Here is a 26,534-nt window from a genome sequence, read left to right on the forward strand (position 1 = left end):
ATGACGTCACTGAGGACATCGTCAATTAACTAGTGTGATAAGCAAAGAATTATAGCAACGGTACAATTTCAAAATAGTTTTTTCTAATTTAGAAATATGCTCATGTTACTTATAATAGTTGAATTTTTTCTCAACTTGCTTAGAGATGATGGTTACCACCCCAATTAAAATGAGGTAGATAGCTCCGGCGATAAACATGGGAGCCAGAGTCGCATCACGGTTAGCAGCTGTTTTACTTGCAAGCAACAAATCACCGACACCTAGGACATAGACCAAAGAAGAATCTTTGACGAGGTTAATGACTTCATTAAAGACACTCGGTAAAACGACTTTAAACACTTGGGGTAGGATAATGTAGCGAACCGTTTGGAATTGGCTAAATTTTAGAACCTTTGCAGCTTCGTATTGCCCTTTAGGAATGGCTTCAATACCTCCGCGGAAGATTTCTGCAAAGTAAGCAGCGTAATTAAGGGTAAAAGCAAGAATAGCTGCTGGCATACGATCCATCGTCACACCGACGCTTGGCAACACGTAGTAGAAGAAAATCAGTTGTAACAAAAGAGGGGTTCCGCGCATAACCCAAATGTAGAGTGTGATGAGCCACTCTAATGGTTTAAACCTAACTTGCATTAAGAAGGCAAGTACGGCTCCAATCGGTATTGATAAAATAATAACAATAAAAAATACTTGTAAGGTAACCATGGCGCCTTGTAGCAAACTAGGTAATACCTCTGATAAATAGGTCATATGTGACTCCAAAAAAAATTATTTCCGTATATTATATCAAAATTTTGGATATTTTAGAAGAAAATATTGGAAAATCTGTTTAAAATTCATCAAAATTATTTAAAAATGCAAAAAGAAGTGATACAGAACTTTTCGCATCACTTAAAGTTCTGTACACCACTCCATTTGCTAGAAAGATTCGATAATCTTTTAATTTGTAAATACTGGTAGAGGAAACCTTATGAGCAGCTCATAAAAAACTGCTCCATCGTATTTTTCCCCAATACCCTAATACAAGTTTTACTTAAAGTTTTTTAACAAATTCTGATTTGAGTTTCATAGCCCCAAAGCCATCAACTTTACAATCGATATTATGATCACCTTCAACTAATCGAATGTTTTTAACACGTGTGCCTTGTTTAATATCTTTTGGGGCACCTTTAACTTTAAGATCTTTAATAACAGTAACAGTATCACCATCTGATAAGCGAGTACCGTTGCTATCTTTAACAATTAATCCTTCTTCTTCCTCAGCCACTTCACTTGGTGACCATTCATAAGCACACTCAGGACAAACTAGTAGAGTTCCGTCTTCATAGACATACTCTGAGTTACATTTTGGACAATTTGGTAATGTCATCATATCTCCTAAATAAAAAAATAATTCTCTTTATTTTACTTTAGAATCCTTAATTTGGCAAGTGCGTGCTAAGTAAAAAAGATGGTAGATACACCCACTACACGATAGAAAATAAACGTAACCGCTCCATAACGAGGTATCTACCGAGATTGTCAGTTCTCCAGTATACTGTTAGTAGAAAACAGAATTGGAGGCTATTGTGATGTCAGAACCCATTGTTCCTTTGGAAACGCCCCAATCTCGTCGTTTTGATAAGAAAAACAAAAATGAGATGGTGCTGAAAATGCGTATTGGAAAGCTTGAACTAAGCTTGTTCCAATCTCTTCATCAAGAAACACTAGAAACTATTTTAGATAAGGTATTGCTCTATGACCATTCAACTCAGTGATTTAGGGCAAGTCTATTTGGTTTGTGGGAAAACGGATATGAGGCAAGGTATTGATTCACTAGCCTATCTCGTTAAACGTCAATTTGAGTTAGATCCCTTCTCAGGTCAGGTCTTTCTCTTCTGTGGAGGACGCAAAGACCGTTTCAAAGCACTTTATTGGGACGGACAAGGTTTCTGGTTGCTCTATAAGCGATTTGAAAACGGCAAACTCAATTGGCCAAGTGATGAAAATGAAGTCACAGCCCTCACTTGCGAGCAAGTAGACTGGCTGATGAAAGGATTTTCCATCTTTCCCAAAATAAATGTTTCAAAAAGTCGTGATTTCTATTGAAATCATGGCTTTCTTTTCGGTATAATAAAGAAAATATCAGGAGGATAGCTATGAATTCACAAGATAAGGTCATTGAAAGTTTAACAAAGACGATTGAAGTCATGTCTAATGAACTCGCTCTCCTTCGTGAACAGGTGGCTTATCTGACTCAGAAACTCTACGGAAAGTCATCAGAGAAGGTTGTGCATCAACCTGGTCAGCTCAGCTTATTTGGTGAGGAAAACCTACCAGAAGAAGAATCTGACTTACCCAGGTCAGACTGAGACTATTACCTATAAACGTAGGAAGACGAAGGGAGTTCGTCAGGCTATTTTTAGTCAATTCACTCCAGAGATTGTTCATCACGAATTACAGGGTGAAGACTGTACTTGTCCAGATTGTCATGGTCAGTTAAAGGAGATTGGTTCAACCGTCCAACGGCAAGAGTTGGTCTTTATTCCTGCGCAATTGAAGCGGATTGATCATGTCCAACACGCCTACAAGTGTCAAGCGTGTAGCGAGAAGAATCTCAGTGATAAGATTGTCAAAGCTCCCGTCCCTAAAGCCCCTTTAGCACATAGCTTGGGGTCAGCCTCCATCATCGCCCATACGATTCATCAGAAGTTCAATCTCAAGGTACCGAACTACCGCCAGGAAGAGGATTGGAACAAGCTTGGCTTGCCTATCACAAGAAAAGAAATTGCCAACTGGCATATTAAGTCTAGCCAATATTATTTTGAACCACTTTATGACCTTCTTCGTGATAAGTTGTTGGAACAGCCCATTCTCCATGCGGATGAGACTTCCTACAAGGTCTTAGAGAGCGATAGCCAGCTGACTTATTATTGGACCTTCTTATCTGGCAAGCATGAAGAACAAGGGATTACCCTTTATCATCATGATAAACGACGGAGTGGGTTGGTTGTGAAGGAATTTCTTGGGCATTACGCAGGCTACCTTCACTGCGATATGTGGTCGGCATATAGACAACTAGAAAAAGCTAAGCTGGTTGGCTGTTGGGCACATGTGAGACGTAAATTTTTTGAGGCAACACCTAAGAAGGCAGACCAGAGTTCTTTAGGAGCTAAGGGATTAAGGTATTGCGACCAGCTGTTTGCCTTGGAGAATGACTGGGTTGACCTCTCTACTGAAGAGCGTCTGCATAAACGCCAGACAGAGTTAGCTCCCTTGGATGGATGAGTTCTTCGACTGGTGCCGTGAGCAGGCTGTTTTATCAGGTTCTAAATTGGGCATCGCCTTAGAGTATAGCCTCAAATACGAAACCACCTTCCGAACCATTCTCTCGGACGGTAACTTAGTCCTGTCTAACAATATAGCAGAGAGGGCTATGAAGACTTTGGTTATGGGGCGTAAAAATTGGTTGTTCTCTCAAAGTTTTGAGGGAGCCAAGTCAACAGCTATCATCCTTAGTCTCTTGGAAACAGCTAAGCGACACGGCCTTGATTCAGAGAAATATATGACCTATCTTCTAGAACATCTTCCTAGCGAGGAAAGCCTCGCAAATAAGGATGTTCTAGAGGCTTATTTACTGTGGGCGGAAAGTATTCAAAACAACTGCAGATAGGAAAAAGTTCCAGAGTCAATCAAGACTTTGGAACTTTTCAATATACTCCGTTATGGGGCGCTTACAAATAAACAATGAAAGACCTGATTATCACTAAAACAAGCTCTTATATAGTCTTTTGAATTAACTTTGATACATCGTCACTTTCGACTTGCCGTACGCGAGTACTGTCTGCGTCTCAGTTCCTTGTCTGAAAGCTAATTCATTTGACTATAACTGTTGTTTTGATAAGCTTTCTGAGAGTTTTTTCTTTCCACAAAGAAACCTAAAAAGATGGAAGAGAATTCCATCTTTAGGTTAATGCATTTAATTCTTCAATCCCTCAACACTGGTAACGATTTCAGCAATAAGTGCTGGATCTTCAAGTCCAGTAACTTCGACAACAACGTCACTGAGTGATTTTTCTGCTAATAACTGTTGAAGTTGTACGCTTTGCTCATCATTTTCATCTTTATAGCTAAAGACAAATGCCACCGTTTTAAGGAGGTTTTCGTATGATAAACCACGATCACGCAATTCTCGAATCGGACGAATAAAACGTTCATCAAAACCGAGTTTACGGATTGGTGTACGAGCTACACGGACAACATCATCAATGATGTATGGATTTTCAAAACGGCTAATAATCACATCGTGATAGGCTTTCAAATCGGCTTCATCAAAGTCCCACTTTGCAATTAAGAGTGAACGAATTTCACCAAGAACTGCTTCTAATTGTGCTTTGACATCAATATTTTGAAGGGCTTCAAGAATTGTTTTAGCACCGTAGTATGCTCCTGCATAGGCTGATGTTGCATGGCCGGAATTAACAGAGAACAATTTACGCTCGATAAATGGTTCTAGGTCTTCTTCGTAATGCACACCTTCCAATTTTAAGTCGGTGTTTTTCATACGACTTGTTTCCACTACCCATTCGTTAAATGGTTCTACGACAACAAAGAGGGGATCTTCGTGACTTTGAGCTGGCACGATACGGTCAACGGCTGCATTGGGAAATCCAACGTACTCTTCAACGTAAGTCAACTCTTCGTCTGAAAGGTACTTTTTCACTTCTTCATACAAGAATTGTGAACCACCAATCATGTTCTCACAGGCTAAAACGTCAATAGGCTGTGTGCTACCAGCTTCTTTACGAACTTTCAATCCATCTGCAATCAATTCAGCGATAAATGGCAAAATATTTGGTCCAATGGCTGTTGTAATCAAGTCGGCTTCCGCTACTGCTGCAACCACATCTGCTGGATTTTTAGAGTTGTTAATACCTGAAACGTTTGAAACTGTAATATGACGTTTACCGTCTTCAGCAATTTCAATATCATAACTATGACGATCATTCAAGGCATCAATAATCGTTTCATTAACATCTACAAAGTCAATTGAAAAGTCATTGGCAAATAAAATTTCACCGATAAAACCGCGACCAATATTTCCGGCACCAAAATGTACTGCTTTTTTCATCATGTTCTCCTTTTTATGCAACACTGTTCAACAAACGAATAATTTCTTCTTCGGTTTGAGCATCTGCCAATCTAACCACATTATCGACATCTGCACAGAAGATTGAAATTTTTTGAATCATATCCAAGTGTTCATCTCCAATACCCGCGATACCAAACAAGACTGTCGCTGTTTGAGGGGTTTCATCTGTTCCAAAGTTAACACCTTTAGGCACTTGAACAACAGTGATACCAGATTTCAAAACTTCTTTTTTAGCCTTATCTGTGCCATGTGGGATGGCAATAAAGTTTCCCATATAAACGGATAACTCTTCATTACGCGTAATCATAGCGTCTACATATGATGGGTTAACATAACCTCTATCTTTGAGAAGATTACCACAATAGCGAATAGCATCTTCTTTACTACCAAAGGCTTGATTTAACTTGATTAGTTCTTTTTCGAATTGCATGTTAATTCTCCAATTTCTTGATATTTTCTGTGAAAATTTGGTTGAGTAACTGATAGATAATAGCTTTATTACCAGTTTTGTAAATCTCTGTATAGAGATGGTTTTCAATGATTGATTGACCAATTGCTGTCATCAATTCTCTAACTGTATCACTTTCAGAAATGCCCGTCAGCATGACTAATACCCTTGTAACCACTTCAGGAGTTCTATTCATAGAAATAGCTGTCACAGGTTGCTCTAAATCACAAATGTAAAAGCCTGATTGTTTTACACGACTTGAGCGCGTATGAAGAAGCATCAAGCCCGTTTCTGGAATGGCCATAGGACTTTGCTCAAAGCGTTGGATTAACTTTGCAGATAGGTAATCGTAATCAGTAATACCTGGTAAAACATTAACAACAGATAGTACCGCATCTTCAAAAGAGCCAACATTAGCCACTTGATAAACATTAAAATGTTGTAACAAAGACTGGCTGACTACCAGATAATCTTGAACGTCAAAGCTAGCTTCAATGGGTAATTCCGAGCGAACAACCACATCACGATTCTCTTGAACACTCTGCAAGAAATCCTGAAGGGCAAGAAGTTCTTTTCCATCAGGATAAATAGAGATAAAATAGAAGTCTTCCTTAGTTGGTTGAGTGGTTAAAACAGCATCGTATTGCTCAACTGCTGTCGCCTCAAATTGACTCGGTGAGGTAACACTTAAGCGTTCTATAAAAGGTGCCAAGTTTTTAATCCTAGTAACCAAAAGCTCTCTAGCTAGAGGTCTTTCATCTGTCAACAATAAGAGACGAATAGGATATATATCAGGGCTTCTTCTCAAACTAGAGGCAAAATGTAAGGTAATCAGCTCATATTCATTTTCTGTTTGTAAGTATGTTGGGAAAATATCCTTAACCAGTAAGCTGACAACACGATGCAGATAAGAACTGTGTCGCAAAGCACTGTGTGCAATAGCGTTCTGACTAGATTCACCAAAAATCTCTGGTACAGCTAAACTTAAACGAATGTGATTAAAAAGAAACTTGAATAAAATCTGATCTTTAGCGAAATTACTTTTTGTGTAAAGAGATACTTTATCAATCAGATTCGAGATGTTGTAATAAAACTCACTATCCACCTGCTCTTGAAAGAGTGGATCTGGCTGTCGTTTAATAACAAATTCATCCAAACGTTGAGCGAAATACAGAATTTCTTGTAAGTTAAAGAATTGACCAGATTCCTTAGCATAATCATTAAAAAGTGATTGCGTTAAATCGAGAGCTTCTCGACTGACAGGGCGACTTTGTAGTTCAAGTTGATTAACATTTGCCAAACTCAACAAAACAATCAGGAAGTGTCCCATAATAGCATCACATTCAGGAAGTTGTTCACCGATTTGTTCAAACAGTTTTTTCGCAATCTTAAACTGCTTCACATTGAACCACGGCAGATGCAGTTGCTCTAATTTACTAAAGTCAGAAACCGCTAGGCTTTGTGTCAAAATAACGGCTGCTAACCATCTTTTTAAGCCATTATCCCCTTCAAGTGAGTAACCTCCCTGACGATGCATTCGAAGGTTAAAATCATTGAAACGTCCTTCAATAGTCGCAATATCTTGAATGATTGTCACATTACTAACTATAAATTCTTCTTGTAACAACTCATTGGTTAAAGGCTTGTCTTCCATCAATAAAGAAAGAGAAATCAGAGAAAGTCTTTCTTTCTGAGAATAGGTCTTTTGGGACTGGTAATGCTCGAGTTTGTCTAAATCACCAGACAAGTAATACTTTCCTGATTCTCTCAATATCCCTATTTGAATAGTATGTAAGCTCTCGGTAAGATCAGCAATAGTTCGGTAGGTTGTTCGTTTTGATACTTGTAGAATATCTGTTAGTTGATTGACGGAAAGCTTCCCATATTCCAGGAAAGCTTTCAACAATTGTTCTTCACGTTTTGTCAATAGCATAAACTTATTATACTACTTTTCTATTCTTGCTTTCAATGTCCCCATTAGACTATAAAATCTAAGTGACATGATTGAGTTCCAACTTCAATTATTTATTCATTCGATCGACCATTTTGTCATATTCTGGTGTTGTTACAAGGCTATCAACAACAAGAAGCTGAGCATTTGGTGCAGCTGATTGTACATCCGTTTGATTAGCGATTGTGGTAACAACCAGAATATTTTTAGCATTGAAACGGTCGAGTTCTACAAATGGTGCTTTTGATACTGGAATACCAACATTTTTATTTTTAAAGATTGCTTCGAGAGTTGCTTGCCCCATTGTTGCTGAACCTTCAGCTTTCCCATAGGCAAATACGACTTCATCAATTTGGTTCAAATCAACATTCTCATCTGTAGCAACCACTTGTTTTTCTTGAGCTGAAACAGAGGTCACTTCTTCTGCCAACAAGGCTACAATTTCATCATATTTTGGTGTGGCTAAGAAGTTGTCCACTGACACGTGTGCCGCACGTGGTGTGCGTTGATAGGCGCGTGGTGCTAACTCTTCTTGAGTCACAATCAAAGTGCGATCAACGTCTGTAAGGTTTGAAATGGCTTTATTAGTAACAGGAATGTTAAGACCAGCTTTTTTCACTTTATCACGGAGAATTGAAGCACCCATAGCTGAACTCCCCATACCAGCATCACATGCGAAGATAATTTGGTCAATGGCTTCTGATGAAATTTCTTCAGTGATTGGTGATGATTGCGTTGAAGTTGCTTGACCTTTTGATTGTGCTTTCGCCGCTGCTGTTGCTGCTTGAGCTTGAGCCAAATCATCACCTGTTGATTTATCTGTTTTAAGGATAATGGATGCCACAAAGAATGATGCTGCTGTCGCTGCGAAGACACCTGCAAGAACAACTAAGTGAGGACCAAATCCTTTAGGTGCCATAGCCATAATGGCGATAATTGAACCCGGTGAAGATGGTGATGTTAGACCCGCTCCAAGAAGTTGGAAAGTAAAGGTACCTGTCACACCACCTGCGATTGCTGCTAAGAACATAGCAGGTTTCATCATGACATATGGGAAGTAGATTTCGTGAATACCACCAAGGAAGTGAATAATAGTTGCTCCCCATGAAGAAGCTTTTGCTGAACCCTTGCCAAAAATACCATAAGCAAGGAGGATACCAAGACCAGGTCCAGGGTTAGCTTCAAGAAGATAAAGAATTGATTTACCAGTCTCTGCTGCTTGCTCAGTGCCCAGTGGTGTAAAGATACCATGGTTAAGGGCATTGTTCAAGAAGAGAACTTTGGCAAGTTCAATAATCAAGTTAGCAATTGGTAAGAGTTTAGCGTCAACAATTGCTTGAACACCGTCACCAACCCAACCAGTAAGTGTTGCTACAACTGGCCCAATGGCAAAGAAGGCTAGTAAGACAAGACCAAAACCAATTAAACCAGCTGAAAAGTTGTTAACCAACATCTCAAAACCAGTTGGGATTTTTGATTGGAATTTTTCATCAAATTTTTTGATAAGCCAACCACCAAGAGGCCCCATAATCATAGCACCGATAAACATTGGTACTGTGGAACCAGCGATAGCTCCAAACGTAGCAATGGCACCAACAACACCTCCACGTTGTGCATAGACGTTGTAACCACCAGTGTAACCAATAAGAATTGGAAGCAAGTAAGTCAACATTGGACCTACAATTGTGGCTAATTTTTCATTTGGTAAGTAACCTGCCTCAATAAAAAGTGCTGTGATTACCCCCCAAGCAATAAATGCCCCAATATTGGGCATGACCATATTAGAAAGTGTTGTTCCAAGTTTTTGGATTTTCACTTTTAATGATGATTGTTGTTCCATGAGAACGCCTCCTATTTTTTTTACTTATTCATGATAACATTAAAGCGTTTTCTATAACACTCAAACTTTGACACATTTTTTGTGCCAAAAAAAGATGCCTGACTTTTGCCTGACATCTTCTCTTTATATTAAGGACTTATTCAACAGTAACAGCTTTAGCAAGGTTACGTGGCTTGTCAACGTCAAGACCACGTTGAAGTGATGCATAGTAAGCAATCAATTGTGTTGAAATAACCATACCAATTGTTGCTAAGAATGGATGAACTTTATTAACAACAATATCATCACCTTCACGTTCCAATCCTTCTTCAACAACCGTTAAGACATTGGCACCACGAGCAGCTACTTCTTGGATATTACCACGTGTATGAGCAGCTACAAGTTCGCTTGAAGAAATCAAACCGATAACTGGTGTTCCATCTTCAATCAATGAAATCGTACCATGCTTCAACTCACCAGCTGCAAAACCTTCACATTGGATGTATGAAATTTCTTTTAATTTGAGCGATGCTTCCATAGCTACATAGTAATCATTACCACGTCCAATATAGAAAGCGTTACGCGTTGTAGATAATAATTTTTCCACTTTATCTGCAATCATATCTTTTTCAGATAAGGTCGCCTCGATAGATTGCGCTACGATAGATAGCTCATGCACAAGATCGAATTCAGCTGCTTCAGCTTTGCCATTTGCTTCACCAACCGCTTTAGCTAGGAACGCAAGGGCAGCTACTTGAGCTGTGTAGGCTTTTGTTGATGCAACGGCAATTTCAGGTCCAGCGTGAAGGAGCATTGTATAGGTTGCTTCACGTGAAAGCGTTGAACCAGGAACGTTAGTTACTGTCAAACTTGGGATGCCCATTTCATTGGCTTTTACAAGTACTTGACGGCTATCAGCTGTTTCACCCGATTGGCTGAGCAAGATAAACATTGGTTTTTTGCTAAGAAGTGGCATGTTATAGCCCCACTCAGATGCAACTCCAAGTTCTACTGGTGTATCAGTTAATTTTTCAAGCATAGCTTTTGAAGCAAAACCAGCATTGTATGATGTACCTGCTGCAAGAATATAGATACGATCAGCATCTTGTACAGACTTAACGATGGCTGGATCGATGTTCATATTGCCTTCGCTGTCAGCGTATGTTGAAATCAATTTACGCATAACAGTTGGTTGCTCATCAATTTCTTTGAGCATATAAAATGGATAGGTACCTTTACCAATATCAGAGAGATCCAACTCAGCTGTGTAAGAATCACGCTCAATTTCGTTTCCATCGTAGTCAGTAACTGTCGCTGCATCTTTAGTCAAAATAACCAATTCTTTGTCATGGATTTCCATAAATTCAGAAGTTTCACGAATCATTGCCATCGCATCTGAACAGACCATGTTGTATCCATCGCCCAAACCAATCAAAAGAGGTGATTTGTTTTTAGCGACATAGATAGTATCTGTATCTTCAGAATCAACCAATGCAAAGGCATAGGAACCTTCGATGATTGACAATGCTTTCTTGAAGGCTTCAAGAACTGACAAACTATCTTCAACAAATTGACCAATCAAATGAACAGCAATTTCTGTATCTGTTTGACCTTTCAAGTCATGACCTGCAAGGTACTCCTCTTTGATTTGAAGGTAGTTTTCAATAACACCATTATGAACGAGAACAAAACGCCCAGTTGCTGATGTATGTGGGTGAGCGTTATCCTCAGTTGCTTGACCATGAGTAGCCCAACGTGTATGACCGATACCAGTGCTTCCAGAAACATCAATACCAATCTTAGCACGTAGGTCTGCAATACGACCAACTGATTTTACAAGGCTAGAATTGTCACCATTAGCGACATAAATACCTGCTGAGTCATAACCTCGGTATTCCAACTTTTCAAGACCTTGCATCAAGATATCTGTTGCATTACGATTTCCTACAACACCAACAATTCCACACATAAATTTCTTCGTAGTTATCTCAAATCGATAACCACTCCTCCTTTTTCATTTCTAAATTGGTATAGTCATTTATACCTCAAAAATAAGACATTGATAGTATATAACGATATTTCGATTATGTCAACACAAAAAATTGGTATAGTCATATTTTTAAAAAATAAAAAATCCATAGACATTCTCTGAACGTGGACAAACCCTTAAAAATTGGGTAATTTAGAAATTTTGCAGGGAGATGAATGCTAAATACACTTTTAGAAACGCTGTTATTTCAAAGTTTTTAAAACTGTTTTATTTTTGACTACAATCAAAAAGATTGAAGAAAAATATCCAAAATGGACTTTTTCTTCAATCCGAGGCATTCTATAATCTTTTCCGATAATTATTTATTTTCTAAAAATCCAAATTCGTCGAATGGATACAGCTTGAATGTCAATACTCCTTTTATTTGAGCTTGGTCAATCAAACCAAATTGACGACTATCTTGCTCATCTTGACGGTTATCATTCAAAACAAGAAAATGATTTTTAGCAATTTTATCTTTAGATGATTTGCTAATTGTTTGTAGATTAAAATCCATCGTGAAGTTGACTTGATGATTCGTTTTAGCCAGATAAGCCGCTTTTAAATCTTCGATATAAGGTTCTGGCTTAACAACGCCATTAATATAAAGAACGTCATCCATGGACGCTACATTATCACCGCTTTCGGCAATGACACGGCTAATATGCTTTCTACCATCAGCCTCATAAACAATATAGTCATCAGGTTTAGGTTTTTCTTGTTTATTATAAACCAAAACATCATTAGCTTTTAAGAAACTATTTTCACTTTCCTCGTTCACTTTAATAGTAGAAATGTAGAATCTACCAATAAAAAAAAGGACTAGTGCAAAAATAACGGCTAAAATAATGTTTCGAATTAAATCACGCTTTACCATACTTAACTTCTCCTTGTTTTGAAAACTATTATACCATTTTTCATAACATAAAAAAAGTAGAGTAATCCTAAGACTACTCTACTTAAGTCAAAATATAATTTCTTATTGAACAGTGCGGATACGCATTGTGTTAGTTCCACCTGATCCAACAGGTACACCAGCAACGATAACAATGTTATCACCTGATTGTACAAGACCTGTTTCAAGAGCAACTTTTTCAGCCAATTCAAACATGTCATCAGTTGTACCTGGTTTTGAAGTGACAACTGGAATAACACCCCAGTACATCATCAATGAACGTTGTACTTTTTCATCAAAAGTAACTGCCAAGATGTCTGCATCTGGACGGAATTTAGAAATCGCACGTGCAGTGTTTCCTGATTCAGTAATCGTAACAACGAGTTTGATGTCCATTGAATGTGAAGCATCTTTAACTGCTGAAGCCACAGCATCAGTTTTATTAGTGCGTGGGAATGTTGAAGAATCTAAACGACCGTATTCGTTAAGAAGACCTTGTGCATTTTTGTCAATTGTAGCCATTGTTTTAACAGCTTCAACTGGGTATTTACCGTTAGCTGACTCACCTGAAAGCATTGTTGCATCAGTTCCATCAATAACAGCATTGAAGACGTCAGATACTTCTGAACGTGTTGCACGTGGTTTGTCAGTCATTGTTTCAAGCATGTTTGTTGCTGTAATAACTGCCTTACCTGCTGCATTAACTTTAGTGATGATCATTTTTTGGAATACAGGAACCATTTCAAATGGAACTTCGATACCCATGTCACCACGAGCAATCATGATACCGTCAGCTGCTTCGATGATTTCATCGATATTGTCGATACCTTGTTGGTTTTCAATTTTCGCAAACAATTGAACGTGTTCGTTACCAGTTTCTTTACAGATCGCACGAACTTCTTCAACGTCTTTTGCAGTACGTACGAATGAGATAGCGATAAAGTTAAGACCTTGTTCAAGACCAAAACGGATATCAGCGTTATCACGTTCAGCAAGCGCTGGGAAAGGAATTTTAGTGTTAGGGATATTAACACCTTTTTGTTTAGCAATAATACCGTCGTTTTCAACTTCAACAATAAATTCACGTTTTGCAATGTCTTTTTCAAGAACACGCAAACCAAGTTTTCCATCGTCGATAAGAATAGTATTACCAACTGATACTTCATCGTAGATGTCAAGCGCACCTGCCACGTTCAATGCAATAACATCACGAGTTGATTTTTGACCTTGAGCGGTAGCAACACGGATTTTTTCACCTGTTGTGTATGAAAACTCTTTATCATCGCCTTCAAACAATTCTGTACGCATTTCTGGTCCTTTTGTATCAAGAAGGAAACCAACTTTTTGACGTGCCAATTCTTCAGCACGACGTACAGTAGCCATACGAGCACCTTGCTCTTCATGATCACCATGTGAGAAGTTGAAACGGAAAACGTTAGCTCCTGCTTCGATTAACTCAGCAATTTTAGCTGCAGACGTTTCAACATCTAGTTGCTCACTCCAATATCCATCTTCTCCGAAACGTTTACCACCACGGATTTCAACCGCTGGACCAAGTGTTGCAACGATTTTTACACGTTTATTCATCATGATATATAAAAACTCCCTTTATTTTTTGTCGATTATCGACGATTAACTAAAATTAAATAACTACTTTCAAACTAGTTTGCCAAATCTTTGTTCAATTTAGCAAAATCTAAACGTGCCTTATGTGGATTGTTAACCACAATTTTGTCACCTTCAAGTGTGAACAAAGCACCTTCTTCAGCAGTTCCAAGAATTGGACTTTCGACTAATTCTTCTTTGTAGACACCTACAGCAACTCCACCACGACCTTCTTTTAAAAGTTCTACAGCGCGAGCGCCCAACCATGAAGCAAGAACGCGGTCGCGAGCAGTTGGTGCACCACCACGAAGCAAGTGTCCTAAGTTAGTGACACGAAGATCAGAGTCATCCCCTGCCTCTTTCAATTTAGCAGCAAATTCTTCACCACTCATAACACCTTCAGCAAGAACAATGATATGGTGTTTTTTGTTGCGACTATATCCTTGTTTGATTTTAGCAACAACATCATTAATATCATACTCTTCTTCAGGAATAATAATTTGGTCAGCACCTGATGCAATACCTGACCAAAGTGCTATATCTCCAGCATTACGTCCCATTACTTCAACAACGAAAGTACGGTCATGTGATGCAGATGTATCACGAATACGGTCAAGGGCTTCAGTGGCTGTACTTACAGCAGTATCAAACCCGATTGTGTAGTCTGTACCAACAATATCATTATCGATTGTTCCTGGAACACCAACTGCTGGGAAGCCATGTTCTGTCAAGCGCATAGCTCCATGGTATGATCCATCGCCACCAATAACAACGACACCTTCAATACCGTGTTTCTTTAATTGTTCAATACCTTTAAGTTGACCCTCAACAGTCGCAAATTCAGGATAGCGAGCTGATTGGAGGAAAGTACCACCATTAGAAAGAATATTAGCAACTGTACCGGCTTCAAGTTGGAAAATGTCACCATCAACCATTCCAGCGTAACCACGGTTAATACCGAAGACTTCCATTCCTTCTGTGATTGCTTTACGAGCTACTGCACGAACAGCAGCATTCATACCAGGAGCGTCACCACCACTAGTTAAAACAGCAATACGTTTCATTTTGCATGTTACTCCTTTACATTTTTAACTTCTTCATTATAGCACATTCAGCCTTGAAACGGGAGGATTTCCACCATAATTTAACGAAAAACCGTTTTCATGACATATGGTTTTAAGTCAAGGTCCAAATCTTGTGATTTTTCAACAAAATATGTCTTACTTTGAATGGTTTCATGACTTTCTTGGTAGTGAATCACAACCGGAATATTCCCTGAGTGTTCTTTCAAAATTCTGGCTATAATCAGGTCATGGTCATGGTTTTGAACTTGAATCCAATATTTTTCAGTGCTCGCCATTTCAAGCTGATTTAAAATAAGTTGAATTCGCCCATCACGCTCTTGTGTACGACCAGTGAAATAATAGATACCTTCTTCCTTTAACTGACTTGATAAATGATAGTAAGTTTCTGGAAATAAGATGACATCCATTTGTCGCTCAGTATCTGTTATTCTCAAAAACGCCATTTGTTGACCACTTGATTTAGTTCTAATGATTCTTATAGACTCAATCTGACCCAAGATAGTCACTGTTTGATTCGCTGTCAAATGTGCTATTTTATCGACTGAACGAGAATTATTGCTCATCAATTCTTTCAAAGGATGAGGACTGATGCCAACCCCTAACACTGCAACCTCTTGACGATACTTTTCAGCATTGGAATAATCAGTTTCTTCCATCCAATTATAGGAGGATTCGGCAAAAAGACTTCCGAGTTCCTGCACAAAGAGAATTAGGTTTTCTAAGTTTACTTCAATTTTATGACGATTTTTCTCAAATTGATCAAATAAACCAACCTGTACGAGAGGAAGAATAACTTCCGACTTTTGAAAATTCTCCGGTAAGCGTGTTAAGAAGTCTTCCACCCCATGAAAGGGTCTACTCTCAATAATCCAATAGGCTAACTCTCTTGGTAGCCCTTTGATATTTTTTAAGCCTAAGTAAATCTTACCTTTTGAAATTTTATCCTTATAAGGAATATGATTAATTGATAATTTGGATAGGGTGAAATCTGAAGTCAAGGCATCGTGTAGATAATCACTGCTTGAATAATTGAGCATGACATCGTAAAAAATAGAAGGATAGTGAGCTTTAAAGTAAGCAAGTTGGAACGCCAAAGCTGAATAAGCAAAGGCGTGACTTCGGTTAAACCCATAGCCGGCAAACTTAGCCATCATTTCAAATAAGCGTTTGGCTGTTTCTGGGTTTCTTCCTAATTCTGTTGCTCCTTTTAAAAAATCAGCTTCCATTTTTTGCATTTCAGCAACATTTTTTTTGGACATGGCTCGACGAAGCATGTCCGCCTTACCAAGTGTAAAACCTGAAAATACTTGAGCAATTTGCATGACCTGTTCTTGATAAAGCATGATACCAAAAGTTGACTCTAAAATTGGTGCCACTACTGGATCAATCAGATCAATTTTTTCCTTGCCATATTTTCGGGCAATGAAATTATCAATATAATCACTTGCTCCTGGTCGGTTTAGACTTGTTGTAGCGACGACTTCTTCAAAACGGGCGGGCTTAATGCGTTTTAAAAGATTTATGGCACCTGCCTGTTCAAATTGAAAGATACCCTTGGTTCGTCCAGCAGCAAAAAGTCTCAAGGTTTTTTGATCTTCTAAATCAATATCTTCAATAACAATCTGCTCTCCCAGTTCGGAAGCCACCGTTTCTTTCATTTTTTGAACGAAGGTCAAATTCCGTAAGCCCAAGAAATCCATTTTTAACAGACCGTTAGCTTCAACAGCACCCGCATCGTATTGGGTAATCATCATTTCATCACCAGATTTCAGTGGTATATGATCTGTTAATAAATCATCACTCATCACCACACCAGCAGCGTGGATGGAAGTCTGACGCGGTTTGCCTTCAATTTTTTTAGCAATTTCAAAAGCCCTCTGGTACTCAGGCTTGCTATTAATAATCTGTCTGAAAGACATGTTTTTATCGTAAACACTCGTCAAATTATCTCGAAATGAAATTTTCTTAGTAATATTTGTCAGTTCGTACTCTGCAGCTCCAAATCGTTTGAAAACATCTCGAATAGCTTGTTTTGCGCCAAATGTCGAGAAAGTTACAATTTGAGCAGCATGGTTGGAGCCATAGCGGTCACGAACATAGTGTAAAAATTCACTACGATATATATCAGGTAAATCGATGTCAATATCTGGCATGCTGTACCGTTCAGTATTTAAAAACCGTTCAAAAAGCAAGTCATTCTTCACAGGATCAATGCCCGTTATAGAAAGGGCATAGGCAACCAGACTTCCTGCTGCTGAACCTCGCCCCATCCCCATATAATAACCTTGTTGACGGCCAAAGGCTAATAAATCCCAGACAATCAAGAAATAATCATCAAACCCCATATCATGAATAATGGTTAATTCTTTCTCTAGTCTCTCACGATAGATTGGTGACGTTAGTCCCTTTTCTTTCAGTCCAGCAAACGTCCGCTCTCTTAACTCTACATGAGCTTCCTTCTCACGATTAAAACGTGGTAATTTTAAATTAGTATCAAATGAGTAGGAAATACCTTTGGTGATTTCTGTTAACCGCGCTATAATTCCAGGAAAACGACTTTCAAACGCTTCTTCCATTTGCTTTGCATCAGACAAAACAGAAGGCTGTGAACTGATGGTGACTTCTTTCAAAGGAAGATTTTCCTTAATTGCTTCAAGCATTTGAAGAATTTCTTTATCTACTGACTCAAAAGCAGTTACTTGGTGAAGAGGAAGAATTTCTTTATTAAAGAATTGAACCGGAGTATCTAAATCAACGCCGATTGAGAACGGTACTGGAATCTCTAAAGAATTGATGCCCTCGTAATAAGGAATAATGGTCAATATACTGTCAAAATAAGGCAGTAAATCCTTAAATTGCCGATTACCCGACATCACCTCAGTTGATACTTTCATTAGGTTTCTATACCCTTGAGAATTTAGAGCAACCAAGCGACATTCTATCTGATTATCTTGATAAAGGAGGCTCGTTGAAAGTCCAACAATCGGCTGAATACCTGCTGATTTGGATTTTTGAATGAAATGATAGGCAGCATATAAATTGTCCCTATCCATAATCCCTAAAGCCGAATAGCCAAGTTCTCGTCCTCGGGAAATATAAGTATCTATATCTATGAGACTTTCCATAAAGCTATAGACAGTCTTTGTCTCTAATGGCACAAACATTTACTTCTCCCCAATTTCTCATCAAGCAATAACATTAAAATAATAAAAGAACCCCTTTACCATCTCTGATAAAGGGGGACACTATGGAGCCGGTGGGAGTCGAACCCACGTCCAAACACCTGCCATCACATTCGTCTACAACTATAGGCTATGTCTTAATTTAACTCAGTATCGACACATAGCTCAACCCTATACTAAGCGAGTCTATCAATCTCTTTTCAAGCAGCTAGACAATACTTGAACGTAGCTTGCTAAAATAAGACTTGACTTGAAACACAAGCAATTCCAAGCAAGTCACACCCGCTGTTTTTTAGGCAGCTAAAGCGTAAGAAGTGTTATTTTTTGCAGTTATATTTAACTGACGTTTTACATCCGCACGATGAGTCGCAGAATATGCCGCATAATGCCTGTCGAATCCGTAACGACCCCAGAACAAAAATGATAATAATATTATACCAAATGTAATTTCAAATAGCAAAAAAAAGTCCGTTATGGTATGATTAAGCTATGGAAATGAAATATGGCAAGCGCTACCGATTATTACAACAAATAATCAGATATATTGGTTTTCTTTGTTTGATTGCTACGGGTATTTTAATCCTCTGGCTCTACCACATCGGTATATTAAATAATACAAATGTTTTAAAATCAGTTATTAAAAGACACGAGCTTATGGGGCCGCTCATCTTTATTGTCATCCAAATCATCCAAGTTGTCTTCCCAGTTATTCCTGGTGGATTAACTACTGTTGTAGGATTTTGGGTCTTTGGGTGGTGGCAAGGCTTTATCTATAATTATATTGGCATTATCGTAGGAAGTATTATTTTATTTCTACTAGTTAAACGTTTTGGTAGAAAATTCATTCTGCTTTTTGTCAAAGAAGAGACCTTTTTCAAATACGAACAAAAATTAGAGAGTAAACATTTTGAAATTCTCTTTATACTATGTATGATTGCTCCTGTTTCACCTGCTGATATGATGGTTATGGTTACCGCTCTTACTAATATGAGCTTGAAACGCTTCACTACGATAATTCTTATTACTAAACCATTCTCGTTCATTGGCTACAGCGCTCTATGGATTTACGGTGGAGATTGGATTAAAAAATTCCTGTAAAATATTCGCAAGTCTCTGACTTGGGAATATTTTTTATATCTTATAGTATTATGATTTTCTTAAAGATATGCTATAATACTCATAATCAATCAAAAAGGAATGCATATGAATTTCAAAAAAATACTACCAGTAGCAACCTTAGGGTTAGCTCTTATTAGCCTTTCAGCATGTACAAGTAATAAAGACACTAACCATACTGCCAAGAAAAAAGAATTAACCACCTTACAGTCAAAATCAGAACCTAAACAAGATCCTCAGGTTCGCTTAAAATTTAACGACATTAAGACTGCAACGGCTGAAAATAACTTTAAGGGTGGAACATCACTTGAACAAATAAAAGAATTGTACGGTGAGCCAACATCACACACTACAAAACCTGCAGGAGATGTAACACTTGATGTTTATACTTGGGAAGTTGATGGCGTCACAATCAGTGCTCAATTGTTTGAAAACAGTACGATCGCTAGAGCAATTTCAAACTTTGCCTTTGAACGTAAGCAAACCGTGACAAAGAAAATCTACGATAAAAAATTGCCTAATGATTTAACATTTACAGAAGTCACTGAGATTCTTGGACAACCTGACGTTATGTCGGAAGCTGTTTCATCCGATGGAGAACGTTTACAAGCCTTGTGGTCAAGTAATTTAAAAGGAGAAGACAATACTAGACAAATCGAATTGATTTTTAAAAACGGAAAGCTCAGCGAAAAATCGCAAAAAGGACTAGAATAAAAAACTAGAGCATAACGACATTATACTAATGAGATAAAAAAGTTAAACGACCAGTTTCCTGCATTGTACAGGGACTGGTCGTTTAACTTTCTTTGAATTTTAATTTCATTATCGATTTCTTTACCAAGCTGCGACACTTGACCTTTTAACTGCTCAATCTGTCGTTTTAGAGCCAAGTGAATTAACTTTTAGACAAGGAACTGAGATGCGGACAGTACTTAAGTTTGAGTACGGCAAGTCGAAAGTGACGATGGATCAAAATTATTTCAAAAGACGATAACTAATCAACCTCGAACACTTCAACCACGCCTTTACCCTAAGTGTGTTTTTTTCCAACAGATTAAGAAAAGTAAGACGCTCATTATCTTCATACCATCTTATTCAGGATAAGTTCGTCTGTCATTTTTAAACTTTAAATTTTTCTTAAAACTTCATATTTTTACAAGCTTTCTTCATTTTAATACAGGCCATTTTTGTATTCAGTGGATAAGCATTTTTGACCATATTAAAAACACTCCCGTTTCTAGTTTACTAACTAGACTTCAACGAGAGTGTTTTTTCTTGTATCTTAGTCCAAGCAATAATACCTGATTCTTCCAACTTCATTTATTATCAGTTTGAAGCCACAAACATTTCAAATAATTAAAAATCTGAGTCAGAAAAATCCTTTGCTTTAAAGGATATCAAATGCACGCTATCCACCTTGAGGGAATCGAACCCCCATCTTAAGAACCGGAATCTTACGTGATATCCATTACACTAAAGGTGGAGAACTTGAGTCATGGGATGACCGATGACCCAAGATAATAAAAAGCTTGCTAGGCAAGCTTTTATTTTTAATTACAATTCAATGTCGCCAAAGAGGTCAGCCATTGAGAAACCAGTTTGAGTTTCTGGCAATTCATAATCACGTTTAGCTTCACGTTTTGGACGACGTGGACGTGATTGGCGTTTTTCACTGTTGTTTTCACCTTCAGCTTGTGCTGGGCGCTCTTCGAGAGCTTTGATTGAAAGTGATACACGTTCAGCTGAAGAATCAACTTCAAGAACTTTAACAGTCACCTCTTGACCTACTGAAAGAACATCTTTTGGATTTTCAACACGTTTGTGTGAAATTTGTGAGATGTGTACAAGTCCATCGATACCTGGAAGAACTTCTACAAAAGCACCGAAGTCTGTAAGACGTTTAACTTTACCTTCGATAACATCACCTTTAGCTAATTTTTGGTCAACACCATCCCATGGTCCAGGTGTTGTAGCTTTAAGTGAAAGTGAAACGCGTCCAGCTTCTTCATCGATAGAAAGAACTTTTACTTCGACTTCATCACCAACTGACACAACTGATTTAGGTGATACGTTGCGTTCATGTGACAATTCAGTAACGTGAACAAGTCCATCAACACCACCGAGATCGATGAAAGCACCGAAGCTTGTCAAACGAGCAACTTTACCAGTCACTACTGAACCTTCTTCAATTTTAGAGAAGATTTCTTTACGTGCTTCTGCAGCTTCTGCTTCAACAACGTCACGACGTGACAAGATGAAACGATTTTCTGCTGGATCAACTTCTTTGATTTTTGCATCAAATTCTTGACCTACAAATTGTTCAGTGTTGCGTACAAAACGAGTGTCAATCATTGAAGCTGGGATAAATCCACGAAGACCTTCAAATTCTACTGAAAGTCCACCTTTAACGGCACGAGTGCCCTTAACTGTAACAACTTCATCTTCACGTCCAACAAGTTTGTCCCAAGCTTTGCGAGCTTCCAAGCGTTTTTTAGATACTAAGAAAGTTACTGTGTCAGTGTCTTTACCTACTACTTGACGAAGAACAAGCACTTCAATTGTTTCGCCAGCTTTAACAAGTTCGTTAATATCTGCATCGCGGTCGTTTGTCAATTCACGAAGAGTAAGAACAGCTTCAACACCAGTACCTTCGATGACAAGGTTTGCTTGATCGTTATCAACTGTTAAAACTTCTGCAGTGACAACGTCACCAGGGTTAACTTCGCTAACACTGTTTAGCAAATCTTCAAATTCATTCATTCTAAAAAATCCTCCAACAAAAATCAGCCTATTCTGATTTTTGATACCAATATATTTTCTCAAGGTAACTCGCAAGGGCACAACTGATCGCTAAGACAATTAGGCTTTGCCACATACCATGACTGGGGTAGCTGGATTCGAACCAACGCATGAGGGAGTCAAAGTCCCTTGCCTTACCGCTTGGCTATACCCCAAAGAATGGAGAGAGAGGGATTCGAACCCCCGAACCCGAAGGAGCGGATTTACAGTCCGCCGCGTTTAGCCACTTCGCTATCTCTCCGAACAACAAAAACTATTTTATCATAGTTTTTGTTAAGCCGCAAGAGGTTTAACCACTTTTAATTGTTTAAATTATAATTAGCGATAACTACCTGAACAGCACTGTCCAATGTTTTATGGAATTCTGTCACTGTTTCTTTATCTACAATGGCAAAACGGTTGTCTAATTCAGCGATTTCACCAATTACTTTTTTACCCGCTTGTAGCTGGTAGCCATCTACTTTTTGCTTATTTACAGTAACTTGTGCATCACTAACTTGAATTTCAATTTTTTTATCTTTTTTACTCATTTCAATCACAGAATAGTTTTAAGGTTTACAGCCAAAAACTATATCTTCTCCTTATCTTACTAAAAAGTATTTTACCGAAAAACAAAAGAGCTTGCAAGAGTGCAAGCATCTTTCTTATAAATCAACTTTGACAACCCAGCCTTCTGGGGCTTCAATATCGCCAAATTGGATTCCAACAAGCTCATCATATAATTTACGAGTTACTGGACCAACTTCCGTTTCACTGTAAAAGACATGAAGTTTATCTTGATACTGAATGCCACCGATTGGTGAGATGACCGCTGCCGTTCCACAAGCACCTGCTTCTACAAAGCGATCCAGTTGATCAATTGGCACATCTCCTTCAACAGCTTTCAATCCAAGACGCGTTTCTGCTAATTCTAATAATGAATATTTTGTGATTGATGGCAAGATTGAGGGACTCAAGGGTGTGACAAATTCATTATCCGCGGTGATACCAAAGAAGTTTGCTGCTCCAACTTCTTCAATTTTTGAATGTGTTGCTGGGTCGAGGTAGATAACATCAGAGAACCCTGCTGCCTTGGCTTTTTTACCTGGTAGAAGGCTAGCGGCGTAATTCCCACCAACTTTGGCAGCTCCTGTTCCATAAGGTGCGGCACGGTCAAAGTCTTCTGACACAACAAAATTAGTTGGTGTAAGTCCACCTTTAAAGTATGAACCCACCGGCATTGCAAAAACAGTAAAAATGTACTCATCTGCAGGAACAACACCAATCACATCCCCAATACCGATTAATAATGGACGTAAATAAAGTGTAGCACCTGTTCCATAAGGAGGAACATACTCATGGTTTGCTTTTACAACTGCTTTACATGCCTCAACAAACTTTTCAGTAGGCACTTGTGGCATCAACAAACGGTCGGCGGTATTTTGTAAACGTTCTGCATTTTTGTCAGGTCGAAACAATTGAATGTTGCCGTCCTTTGTGCGATAGGCTTTCAAACCTTCAAAAGCCTGTTGGCCGTAGTTGAGGGCTGGTGAACTTTCTGAAATGGTCAATGTTGCATTTTCTGTTAATTCACCCTCATCCCACTTTCCGTCTTTAAAATGTGAAACGTAGCGATAAGGTAATTTGTGATACGAAAATCCTAGGTTTTCCCAATCTAATTCTACTACCATAAGTAACCTCTTTTCTTTAAAAGTTGTTGTCTAGTATAGCTCATTTTTTTGATGTTTTCAAGACTTTTTTGTAAAATTCTGACAATTTATCAAAAAAGAAAAGTTTGGAAAAAATCCAAACTCTTTCCATTCTAATGTTTCGTCACTACCCAGAATTCGTTGCAACTATAAATGATTGATTAAATCATTTTAGCTGAGAAAACACCTTGTTCCGAAATAGTGTCTGAGACAAAGGAGCCATTACTTGTTCTTTCTGATAGATTTAAAGCAGTTAAGTCCATCTCTTTAGTCTCACCTGTATTTGATACAATTTCTAAAATAACTTGGTCGCTTTCAGCAGGTGTTGAGAAGAGATTCATTTCAGCACCTAAATTGTCTTCAGCAATATAAACTGGTCCTGCTTGGAAGACACGGTGGGGTTTGGATTTCAATTCACGAAGGACTTGTAACCCGCGTCCAGCCCGCTTACTCAAGGGAATATCTGAGGTCTTCATGCGCTTGAGACTCCCCCTGTGAGTCAATAAATAGAAACTTGATGTATCTGTTAAAAAGACACTCTGAACATGGTCATCATTTTTGAGATTGATAGCTTTAACCCCAGCAGCTTTTGGCCCAACTACAGGAACTTCTTCCACATTAAAATGCAGTGCATACCCTTTATGTGTTACTACCATAATATCTGTAAGATTAATAGGGAGAACTGTCACAACTTTGTCAGTATCGCTTTTAAGTTTAGCGAATTTCATAGATTTTGTCCGATAAGTACGCCAAGGTGATAATTCTTTACGCTCAAAACGTTTGATTTGACCTTCTTGAGTAGCAGCCATGTAGATACCTGAATCAAAATGATCGAGAATTTCCGCATAGAGCACTTCTTCTTCATTGCTGATATTAGTGATATTTTGAGAGAGATGTTCTCCAATATCTTTCCAACGAATATCTGTTAATTCATGAACTGGTCGGTAGATAACATTCCCTTTATTGGTAAAAATCAGTAGATGTTGCGTTGTCTTAGCCTGTGCATAGAAAATCAAATCATCATCATCACGTTTACCGAGTTCATCAACTGTCGAGGCATTAAATGAACGTGGGCTGGTGCGTTTGATGTAACCACCACGGGTTACACTGACAAAGGTCTCTTCCTCAACGATAAGACTTGCCGTATCGATTTCAATGGTCGCAGCTTCTGCTTCTAAGTCAGAACGACGTGGGTTACCGAATTGCTTTTTAATCTCACGAAGTTCACGTTTCATGACATTGTACATGGTTCTTTCATCGCCAATAATCGCGGATAAAGTCGCGATAAGCTCACGCAATTCTGTTTCCTCATTCTGCAAGGTCACAATATCAGTATTGGTCAAGCGGTAGAGTTGTAGAGTTACGATGGCTTCTGCCTGTTCTTCTGAAAAGTCATAAGAAACTTTCAGATTTTCTTTAGCGTCGGCTTTATTTTCAGATGCACGGATTAGGGCAATTACTTCGTCCAAAATGGAGAGTACGCGGATTAAACCTTCAACAATATGAAGTCGTTTTTCTGCTTTTTCTTTGTCAAATTTTGAACGGGCAACAATAACATCACGTCGATGAGCAATATAGCTAGATAGGATTTTTTGCAGTCCAACTTGTCTAGGCGTGTAATTATCAATGGCGACCATGTTGAAATTATAGTTGACCTGTAAATCCGTGTATTTGAAGAGATAGTTAAGAATGGTTTGCGTATCGGCGTCTTTTTTGAGTTCAATCGCAATACGCAAGCCCTCTCGGTCGGATTCATCACGGACCTCAGAAATACCGGGAACTTTATTATTCACACGAACATCATCGATTTTCTTAACCAGAACAGCCTTATTGATTTCGTAGGGAATTTCCGTGACAATGATTTGCTCTTTACCACCACGAAGCGTTTCAATCTCCGTACGAGAACGAACCACAACTCTTCCTTTGCCTGTTTCGTAAGCCTTGCGAATCTCGTCCTTTCCTTGAATGATGGCTCCTGTTGGGAAATCAGGTCCAGGGAGAAATTCCATTAATTTATCTAATTTGGCTGACGGATGGTCAATCATATAGACGACCGCATCAATAACTTCTGACAAATTATGAGGGGGAATATCAGTTGCATACCCTGCTGAAATCCCTGTGGCACCATTGACCAAGAGATTGGGAAAAGCAGCCGGTAAGACTGTCGGTTCTTTTTCCGTATCATCAAAATTCCAAGCCCAAGGGACAGTTTTTTTGTCAATGTCACGTAATAAATACCCTGCTATTTCAGACAATCGGGCTTCCGTATAACGCATGGCAGCTGGTGGATCGCCATCCATGGAACCGTTGTTTCCGTGCATTTCAACCAAAATCTCACGGTTTTTCCAGTCTTGTGACATACGAACCATGGCATCATAAATAGAACTATCCCCGTGGGGGTGATAGTTACCCATGATATTACCAACAGACTTGGCAGATTTGCGAAAACCCTTGTCAAAGGTATTTCCATCCTTATTCATAGAATAAAGAATACGACGTTGAACAGGTTTTAGACCATCACGAATGTCCGGTAAAGCCCGTTCTTGAATAATGTATTTGGAGTAGCGACCAAAACGCTCTCCCATGATGTCCTCGAGGGACATGTTTTGAATTGTACTCATAAGATACAAAGGGACGATTCGGCTTACCGAAAATTCCCGTAGAAAATAGGAAATCTAACGAAGATGCTCCAGCATTTAGAAAGATTTATCTTGTTTCCTAGAAAATTAGTCCCATGTTCAGTTATAAGGAATCAACTGAACTTTCCTTTCTTACTTTGTTTTTTTTGT

The 26,534-nt window shown here is 38.5% G+C and carries 20 protein-coding genes, 3 tRNA genes, 1 other RNA gene and 1 pseudogene; 6 read left to right on the forward strand and 19 right to left on the reverse strand.

The genetic code is table 11. The features are described 5' to 3' along the window. Positions 1-105: 105 nt before the first annotated feature. Together A3IA_RS0102160 and A3IA_RS0102165 are read right to left on the reverse strand one after the other, a co-directional pair. On the reverse strand, positions 106-747 hold the full coding sequence (locus tag A3IA_RS0102160) for an amino acid ABC transporter permease (protein ID WP_018379702.1): 642 nt from the start codon (positions 745-747) through the stop codon (positions 106-108). Positions 748-1,030: 283 nt separating this feature from the next. Beyond that, positions 1,031-1,366: a zinc ribbon domain-containing protein YjdM gene (locus tag A3IA_RS0102165; protein WP_018379703.1), complete on the reverse strand. Its 336-nt coding sequence runs from the start codon at positions 1,364-1,366 to the stop codon at positions 1,031-1,033. A 202-nt stretch (positions 1,367-1,568) separates the two neighbouring features. Between A3IA_RS0102165 and A3IA_RS0102170 the strand changes: the two genes are divergently transcribed. The 4 genes and pseudogenes from A3IA_RS0102170 to tnpC all read left to right on the forward strand — a co-directional run bounded on the left by A3IA_RS0102170 (position 1,569) and on the right by tnpC (position 3,649). Next, positions 1,569-1,754, forward strand: coding sequence for a hypothetical protein (locus tag A3IA_RS0102170; RefSeq protein ID WP_018379704.1), 186 nt, complete (start codon positions 1,569-1,571; stop codon positions 1,752-1,754). Continuing rightward, the gene (gene tnpB, locus A3IA_RS0102175) at positions 1,735-2,085 is read left to right on the forward strand and encodes an IS66 family insertion sequence element accessory protein TnpB (RefSeq protein ID WP_018379705.1); all 351 of its coding nucleotides are present in this window, start codon (positions 1,735-1,737) and stop codon (positions 2,083-2,085) included. The genes A3IA_RS0102170 and tnpB overlap by 20 nt, the downstream gene beginning before the upstream one ends. A gap of 50 nt (positions 2,086-2,135) precedes the next feature. Then, positions 2,136-2,348 carry an IS66 family transposase gene (locus tag A3IA_RS0102180; RefSeq protein WP_018379706.1) on the forward strand — a complete coding sequence of 71 codons (213 nt, stop codon included), beginning with the start codon at positions 2,136-2,138 and terminating at the stop codon, positions 2,346-2,348. After that, a pseudogene (tnpC, locus tag A3IA_RS11695) lies at positions 2,296-3,649 on the forward strand (IS66 family transposase). Before A3IA_RS0102180 ends, tnpC begins: the two are co-directional and overlap by 53 nt. A gap of 306 nt (positions 3,650-3,955) precedes the next feature. On the opposite strand, the gene A3IA_RS0102190 reads toward tnpC, so the two are convergent. From A3IA_RS0102190 to ssrA, 10 genes are all read right to left on the reverse strand, one after another. Next, positions 3,956-5,107 (reverse strand): mannitol-1-phosphate 5-dehydrogenase, encoded by a 1,152-nt coding sequence (locus tag A3IA_RS0102190; RefSeq protein ID WP_018379707.1) that lies wholly within the window; start codon positions 5,105-5,107, stop codon positions 3,956-3,958. 13 nt (positions 5,108-5,120) lie between these two features. Next, positions 5,121-5,558 carry a PTS mannitol transporter subunit IIA gene (locus A3IA_RS0102195; RefSeq protein ID WP_018379708.1) on the reverse strand — a complete coding sequence of 146 codons (438 nt, stop codon included), beginning with the start codon at positions 5,556-5,558 and terminating at the stop codon, positions 5,121-5,123. 1 nt (position 5,559) lies between these two features. Further along, a complete protein-coding gene (locus A3IA_RS0102200) occupies positions 5,560-7,509 on the reverse strand; it encodes a BglG family transcription antiterminator (RefSeq protein ID WP_018379709.1) in 1,950 nt (649 codons plus the stop codon). An 88-nt stretch (positions 7,510-7,597) separates the two neighbouring features. Then, on the reverse strand, positions 7,598-9,367 hold the full coding sequence (locus A3IA_RS0102205) for a PTS mannitol transporter subunit IIBC (RefSeq protein WP_018379710.1): 1,770 nt from the start codon (positions 9,365-9,367) through the stop codon (positions 7,598-7,600). A gap of 136 nt (positions 9,368-9,503) precedes the next feature. Continuing rightward, positions 9,504-11,315: a glutamine--fructose-6-phosphate transaminase (isomerizing) gene (gene glmS / locus A3IA_RS0102210; protein WP_018379711.1), complete on the reverse strand. Its 1,812-nt coding sequence runs from the start codon at positions 11,313-11,315 to the stop codon at positions 9,504-9,506. A 379-nt stretch (positions 11,316-11,694) separates the two neighbouring features. Continuing rightward, a complete protein-coding gene (gene lepB / locus A3IA_RS0102220; protein WP_018379713.1) occupies positions 11,695-12,252 on the reverse strand; it encodes a signal peptidase I in 558 nt (185 codons plus the stop codon). A gap of 102 nt (positions 12,253-12,354) precedes the next feature. Next, on the reverse strand, positions 12,355-13,857 hold the full coding sequence (gene pyk, locus A3IA_RS0102225; protein WP_026217515.1) for a pyruvate kinase: 1,503 nt from the start codon (positions 13,855-13,857) through the stop codon (positions 12,355-12,357). A 74-nt stretch (positions 13,858-13,931) separates the two neighbouring features. After that, positions 13,932-14,939, reverse strand: a complete 1,008-nt coding sequence (gene pfkA / locus A3IA_RS0102230) for a 6-phosphofructokinase (RefSeq protein ID WP_018379715.1) — start codon at positions 14,937-14,939, stop codon at positions 13,932-13,934. 80 nt (positions 14,940-15,019) lie between these two features. Further along, positions 15,020-18,124 (reverse strand): DNA polymerase III subunit alpha, encoded by a 3,105-nt coding sequence (locus A3IA_RS0102235; protein ID WP_018379716.1) that lies wholly within the window; start codon positions 18,122-18,124, stop codon positions 15,020-15,022. Positions 18,125-18,205: 81 nt separating this feature from the next. Beyond that, positions 18,206-18,553, reverse strand: a transfer-messenger RNA (tmRNA) gene (ssrA, locus tag A3IA_RS12430). A 78-nt stretch (positions 18,554-18,631) separates the two neighbouring features. Between ssrA and A3IA_RS0102240 the strand changes: the two genes are divergently transcribed. Further along, positions 18,632-19,240, forward strand: a complete 609-nt coding sequence (locus A3IA_RS0102240) for a TVP38/TMEM64 family protein (protein ID WP_018379717.1) — start codon at positions 18,632-18,634, stop codon at positions 19,238-19,240. 105 nt (positions 19,241-19,345) lie between these two features. Continuing rightward, the gene (locus A3IA_RS0102245; RefSeq protein WP_018379718.1) at positions 19,346-19,972 is read left to right on the forward strand and encodes a DUF3862 domain-containing protein; all 627 of its coding nucleotides are present in this window, start codon (positions 19,346-19,348) and stop codon (positions 19,970-19,972) included. A gap of 697 nt (positions 19,973-20,669) precedes the next feature. Here A3IA_RS0102245 and A3IA_RS0102250 read toward each other — a convergent pair. From A3IA_RS0102250 to parC, 7 genes are all read right to left on the reverse strand, one after another. Then, positions 20,670-20,741: transfer RNA gene (locus A3IA_RS0102250), tRNA-Arg, on the reverse strand. Between the two features lie 71 nt (positions 20,742-20,812). Beyond that, a complete protein-coding gene (gene rpsA / locus A3IA_RS0102255) occupies positions 20,813-22,018 on the reverse strand; it encodes a 30S ribosomal protein S1 (RefSeq protein ID WP_018379719.1) in 1,206 nt (401 codons plus the stop codon). A gap of 122 nt (positions 22,019-22,140) precedes the next feature. Further along, a tRNA-Gln gene (locus A3IA_RS0102260) sits at positions 22,141-22,212 on the reverse strand. A 5-nt stretch (positions 22,213-22,217) separates the two neighbouring features. Beyond that, positions 22,218-22,298, reverse strand: a tRNA-Tyr gene (locus A3IA_RS0102265). A 58-nt stretch (positions 22,299-22,356) separates the two neighbouring features. Continuing rightward, positions 22,357-22,587 (reverse strand): DUF2969 domain-containing protein, encoded by a 231-nt coding sequence (locus A3IA_RS0102270; RefSeq protein ID WP_026217516.1) that lies wholly within the window; start codon positions 22,585-22,587, stop codon positions 22,357-22,359. Between the two features lie 114 nt (positions 22,588-22,701). Beyond that, the gene (locus A3IA_RS0102275) at positions 22,702-23,727 is read right to left on the reverse strand and encodes a branched-chain amino acid aminotransferase (protein ID WP_018379721.1); all 1,026 of its coding nucleotides are present in this window, start codon (positions 23,725-23,727) and stop codon (positions 22,702-22,704) included. A 179-nt stretch (positions 23,728-23,906) separates the two neighbouring features. Then, a complete protein-coding gene (gene parC / locus A3IA_RS0102280) occupies positions 23,907-26,366 on the reverse strand; it encodes a DNA topoisomerase IV subunit A (RefSeq protein ID WP_026217517.1) in 2,460 nt (819 codons plus the stop codon). Between the last annotated feature and the right edge of the window lie 168 nt (positions 26,367-26,534).

The sequence above is a fragment of the Streptococcus thoraltensis DSM 12221 genome (genome assembly GCF_000380145.1).
Taxonomy (GTDB): Bacteria; Bacillota; Bacilli; order Lactobacillales; family Streptococcaceae; genus Streptococcus; species Streptococcus thoraltensis.

Excerpts from the sequence above, each read along its gene's own strand:
- A3IA_RS0102240 (WP_018379717.1), top strand. The coding sequence starts at position 18,632 with ATGGAAATGAAATATGGCAAGCGCTACCGATTATTACAACAAATAATC.
- rpsA (WP_018379719.1), bottom strand. The coding sequence starts at position 22,018 with ATGAATGAATTTGAAGATTTGCTAAACAGTGTTAGCGAAGTTAACCCT.
- A3IA_RS0102180 (WP_018379706.1), top strand. The coding sequence starts at position 2,136 with ATGAATTCACAAGATAAGGTCATTGAAAGTTTAACAAAGACGATTGAA.
- glmS (WP_018379711.1), bottom strand. The coding sequence starts at position 11,315 with ATGTGTGGAATTGTTGGTGTTGTAGGAAATCGTAATGCAACAGATATC.
- A3IA_RS0102245 (WP_018379718.1), top strand. The coding sequence starts at position 19,346 with ATGAATTTCAAAAAAATACTACCAGTAGCAACCTTAGGGTTAGCTCTT.
- A3IA_RS0102170 (WP_018379704.1), top strand. The coding sequence starts at position 1,569 with ATGTCAGAACCCATTGTTCCTTTGGAAACGCCCCAATCTCGTCGTTTT.
- lepB (WP_018379713.1), bottom strand. The coding sequence starts at position 12,252 with ATGGTAAAGCGTGATTTAATTCGAAACATTATTTTAGCCGTTATTTTT.
- A3IA_RS0102235 (WP_018379716.1), bottom strand. The coding sequence starts at position 18,124 with ATGTTTGTGCCATTAGAGACAAAGACTGTCTATAGCTTTATGGAAAGT.
- pfkA (WP_018379715.1), bottom strand. The coding sequence starts at position 14,939 with ATGAAACGTATTGCTGTTTTAACTAGTGGTGGTGACGCTCCTGGTATG.
- A3IA_RS0102270 (WP_026217516.1), bottom strand. The coding sequence starts at position 22,587 with ATGAGTAAAAAAGATAAAAAAATTGAAATTCAAGTTAGTGATGCACAA.
- pyk (WP_026217515.1), bottom strand. The coding sequence starts at position 13,857 with ATGAATAAACGTGTAAAAATCGTTGCAACACTTGGTCCAGCGGTTGAA.
- A3IA_RS0102275 (WP_018379721.1), bottom strand. The coding sequence starts at position 23,727 with ATGGTAGTAGAATTAGATTGGGAAAACCTAGGATTTTCGTATCACAAA.
- A3IA_RS0102190 (WP_018379707.1), bottom strand. The coding sequence starts at position 5,107 with ATGAAAAAAGCAGTACATTTTGGTGCCGGAAATATTGGTCGCGGTTTT.
- A3IA_RS0102205 (WP_018379710.1), bottom strand. The coding sequence starts at position 9,367 with ATGGAACAACAATCATCATTAAAAGTGAAAATCCAAAAACTTGGAACA.
- tnpB (WP_018379705.1), top strand. The coding sequence starts at position 1,735 with ATGACCATTCAACTCAGTGATTTAGGGCAAGTCTATTTGGTTTGTGGG.
- parC (WP_026217517.1), bottom strand. The coding sequence starts at position 26,366 with ATGAGTACAATTCAAAACATGTCCCTCGAGGACATCATGGGAGAGCGT.
- A3IA_RS0102160 (WP_018379702.1), bottom strand. The coding sequence starts at position 747 with ATGACCTATTTATCAGAGGTATTACCTAGTTTGCTACAAGGCGCCATG.
- A3IA_RS0102200 (WP_018379709.1), bottom strand. The coding sequence starts at position 7,509 with ATGCTATTGACAAAACGTGAAGAACAATTGTTGAAAGCTTTCCTGGAA.
- A3IA_RS0102165 (WP_018379703.1), bottom strand. The coding sequence starts at position 1,366 with ATGACATTACCAAATTGTCCAAAATGTAACTCAGAGTATGTCTATGAA.
- A3IA_RS0102195 (WP_018379708.1), bottom strand. The coding sequence starts at position 5,558 with ATGCAATTCGAAAAAGAACTAATCAAGTTAAATCAAGCCTTTGGTAGT.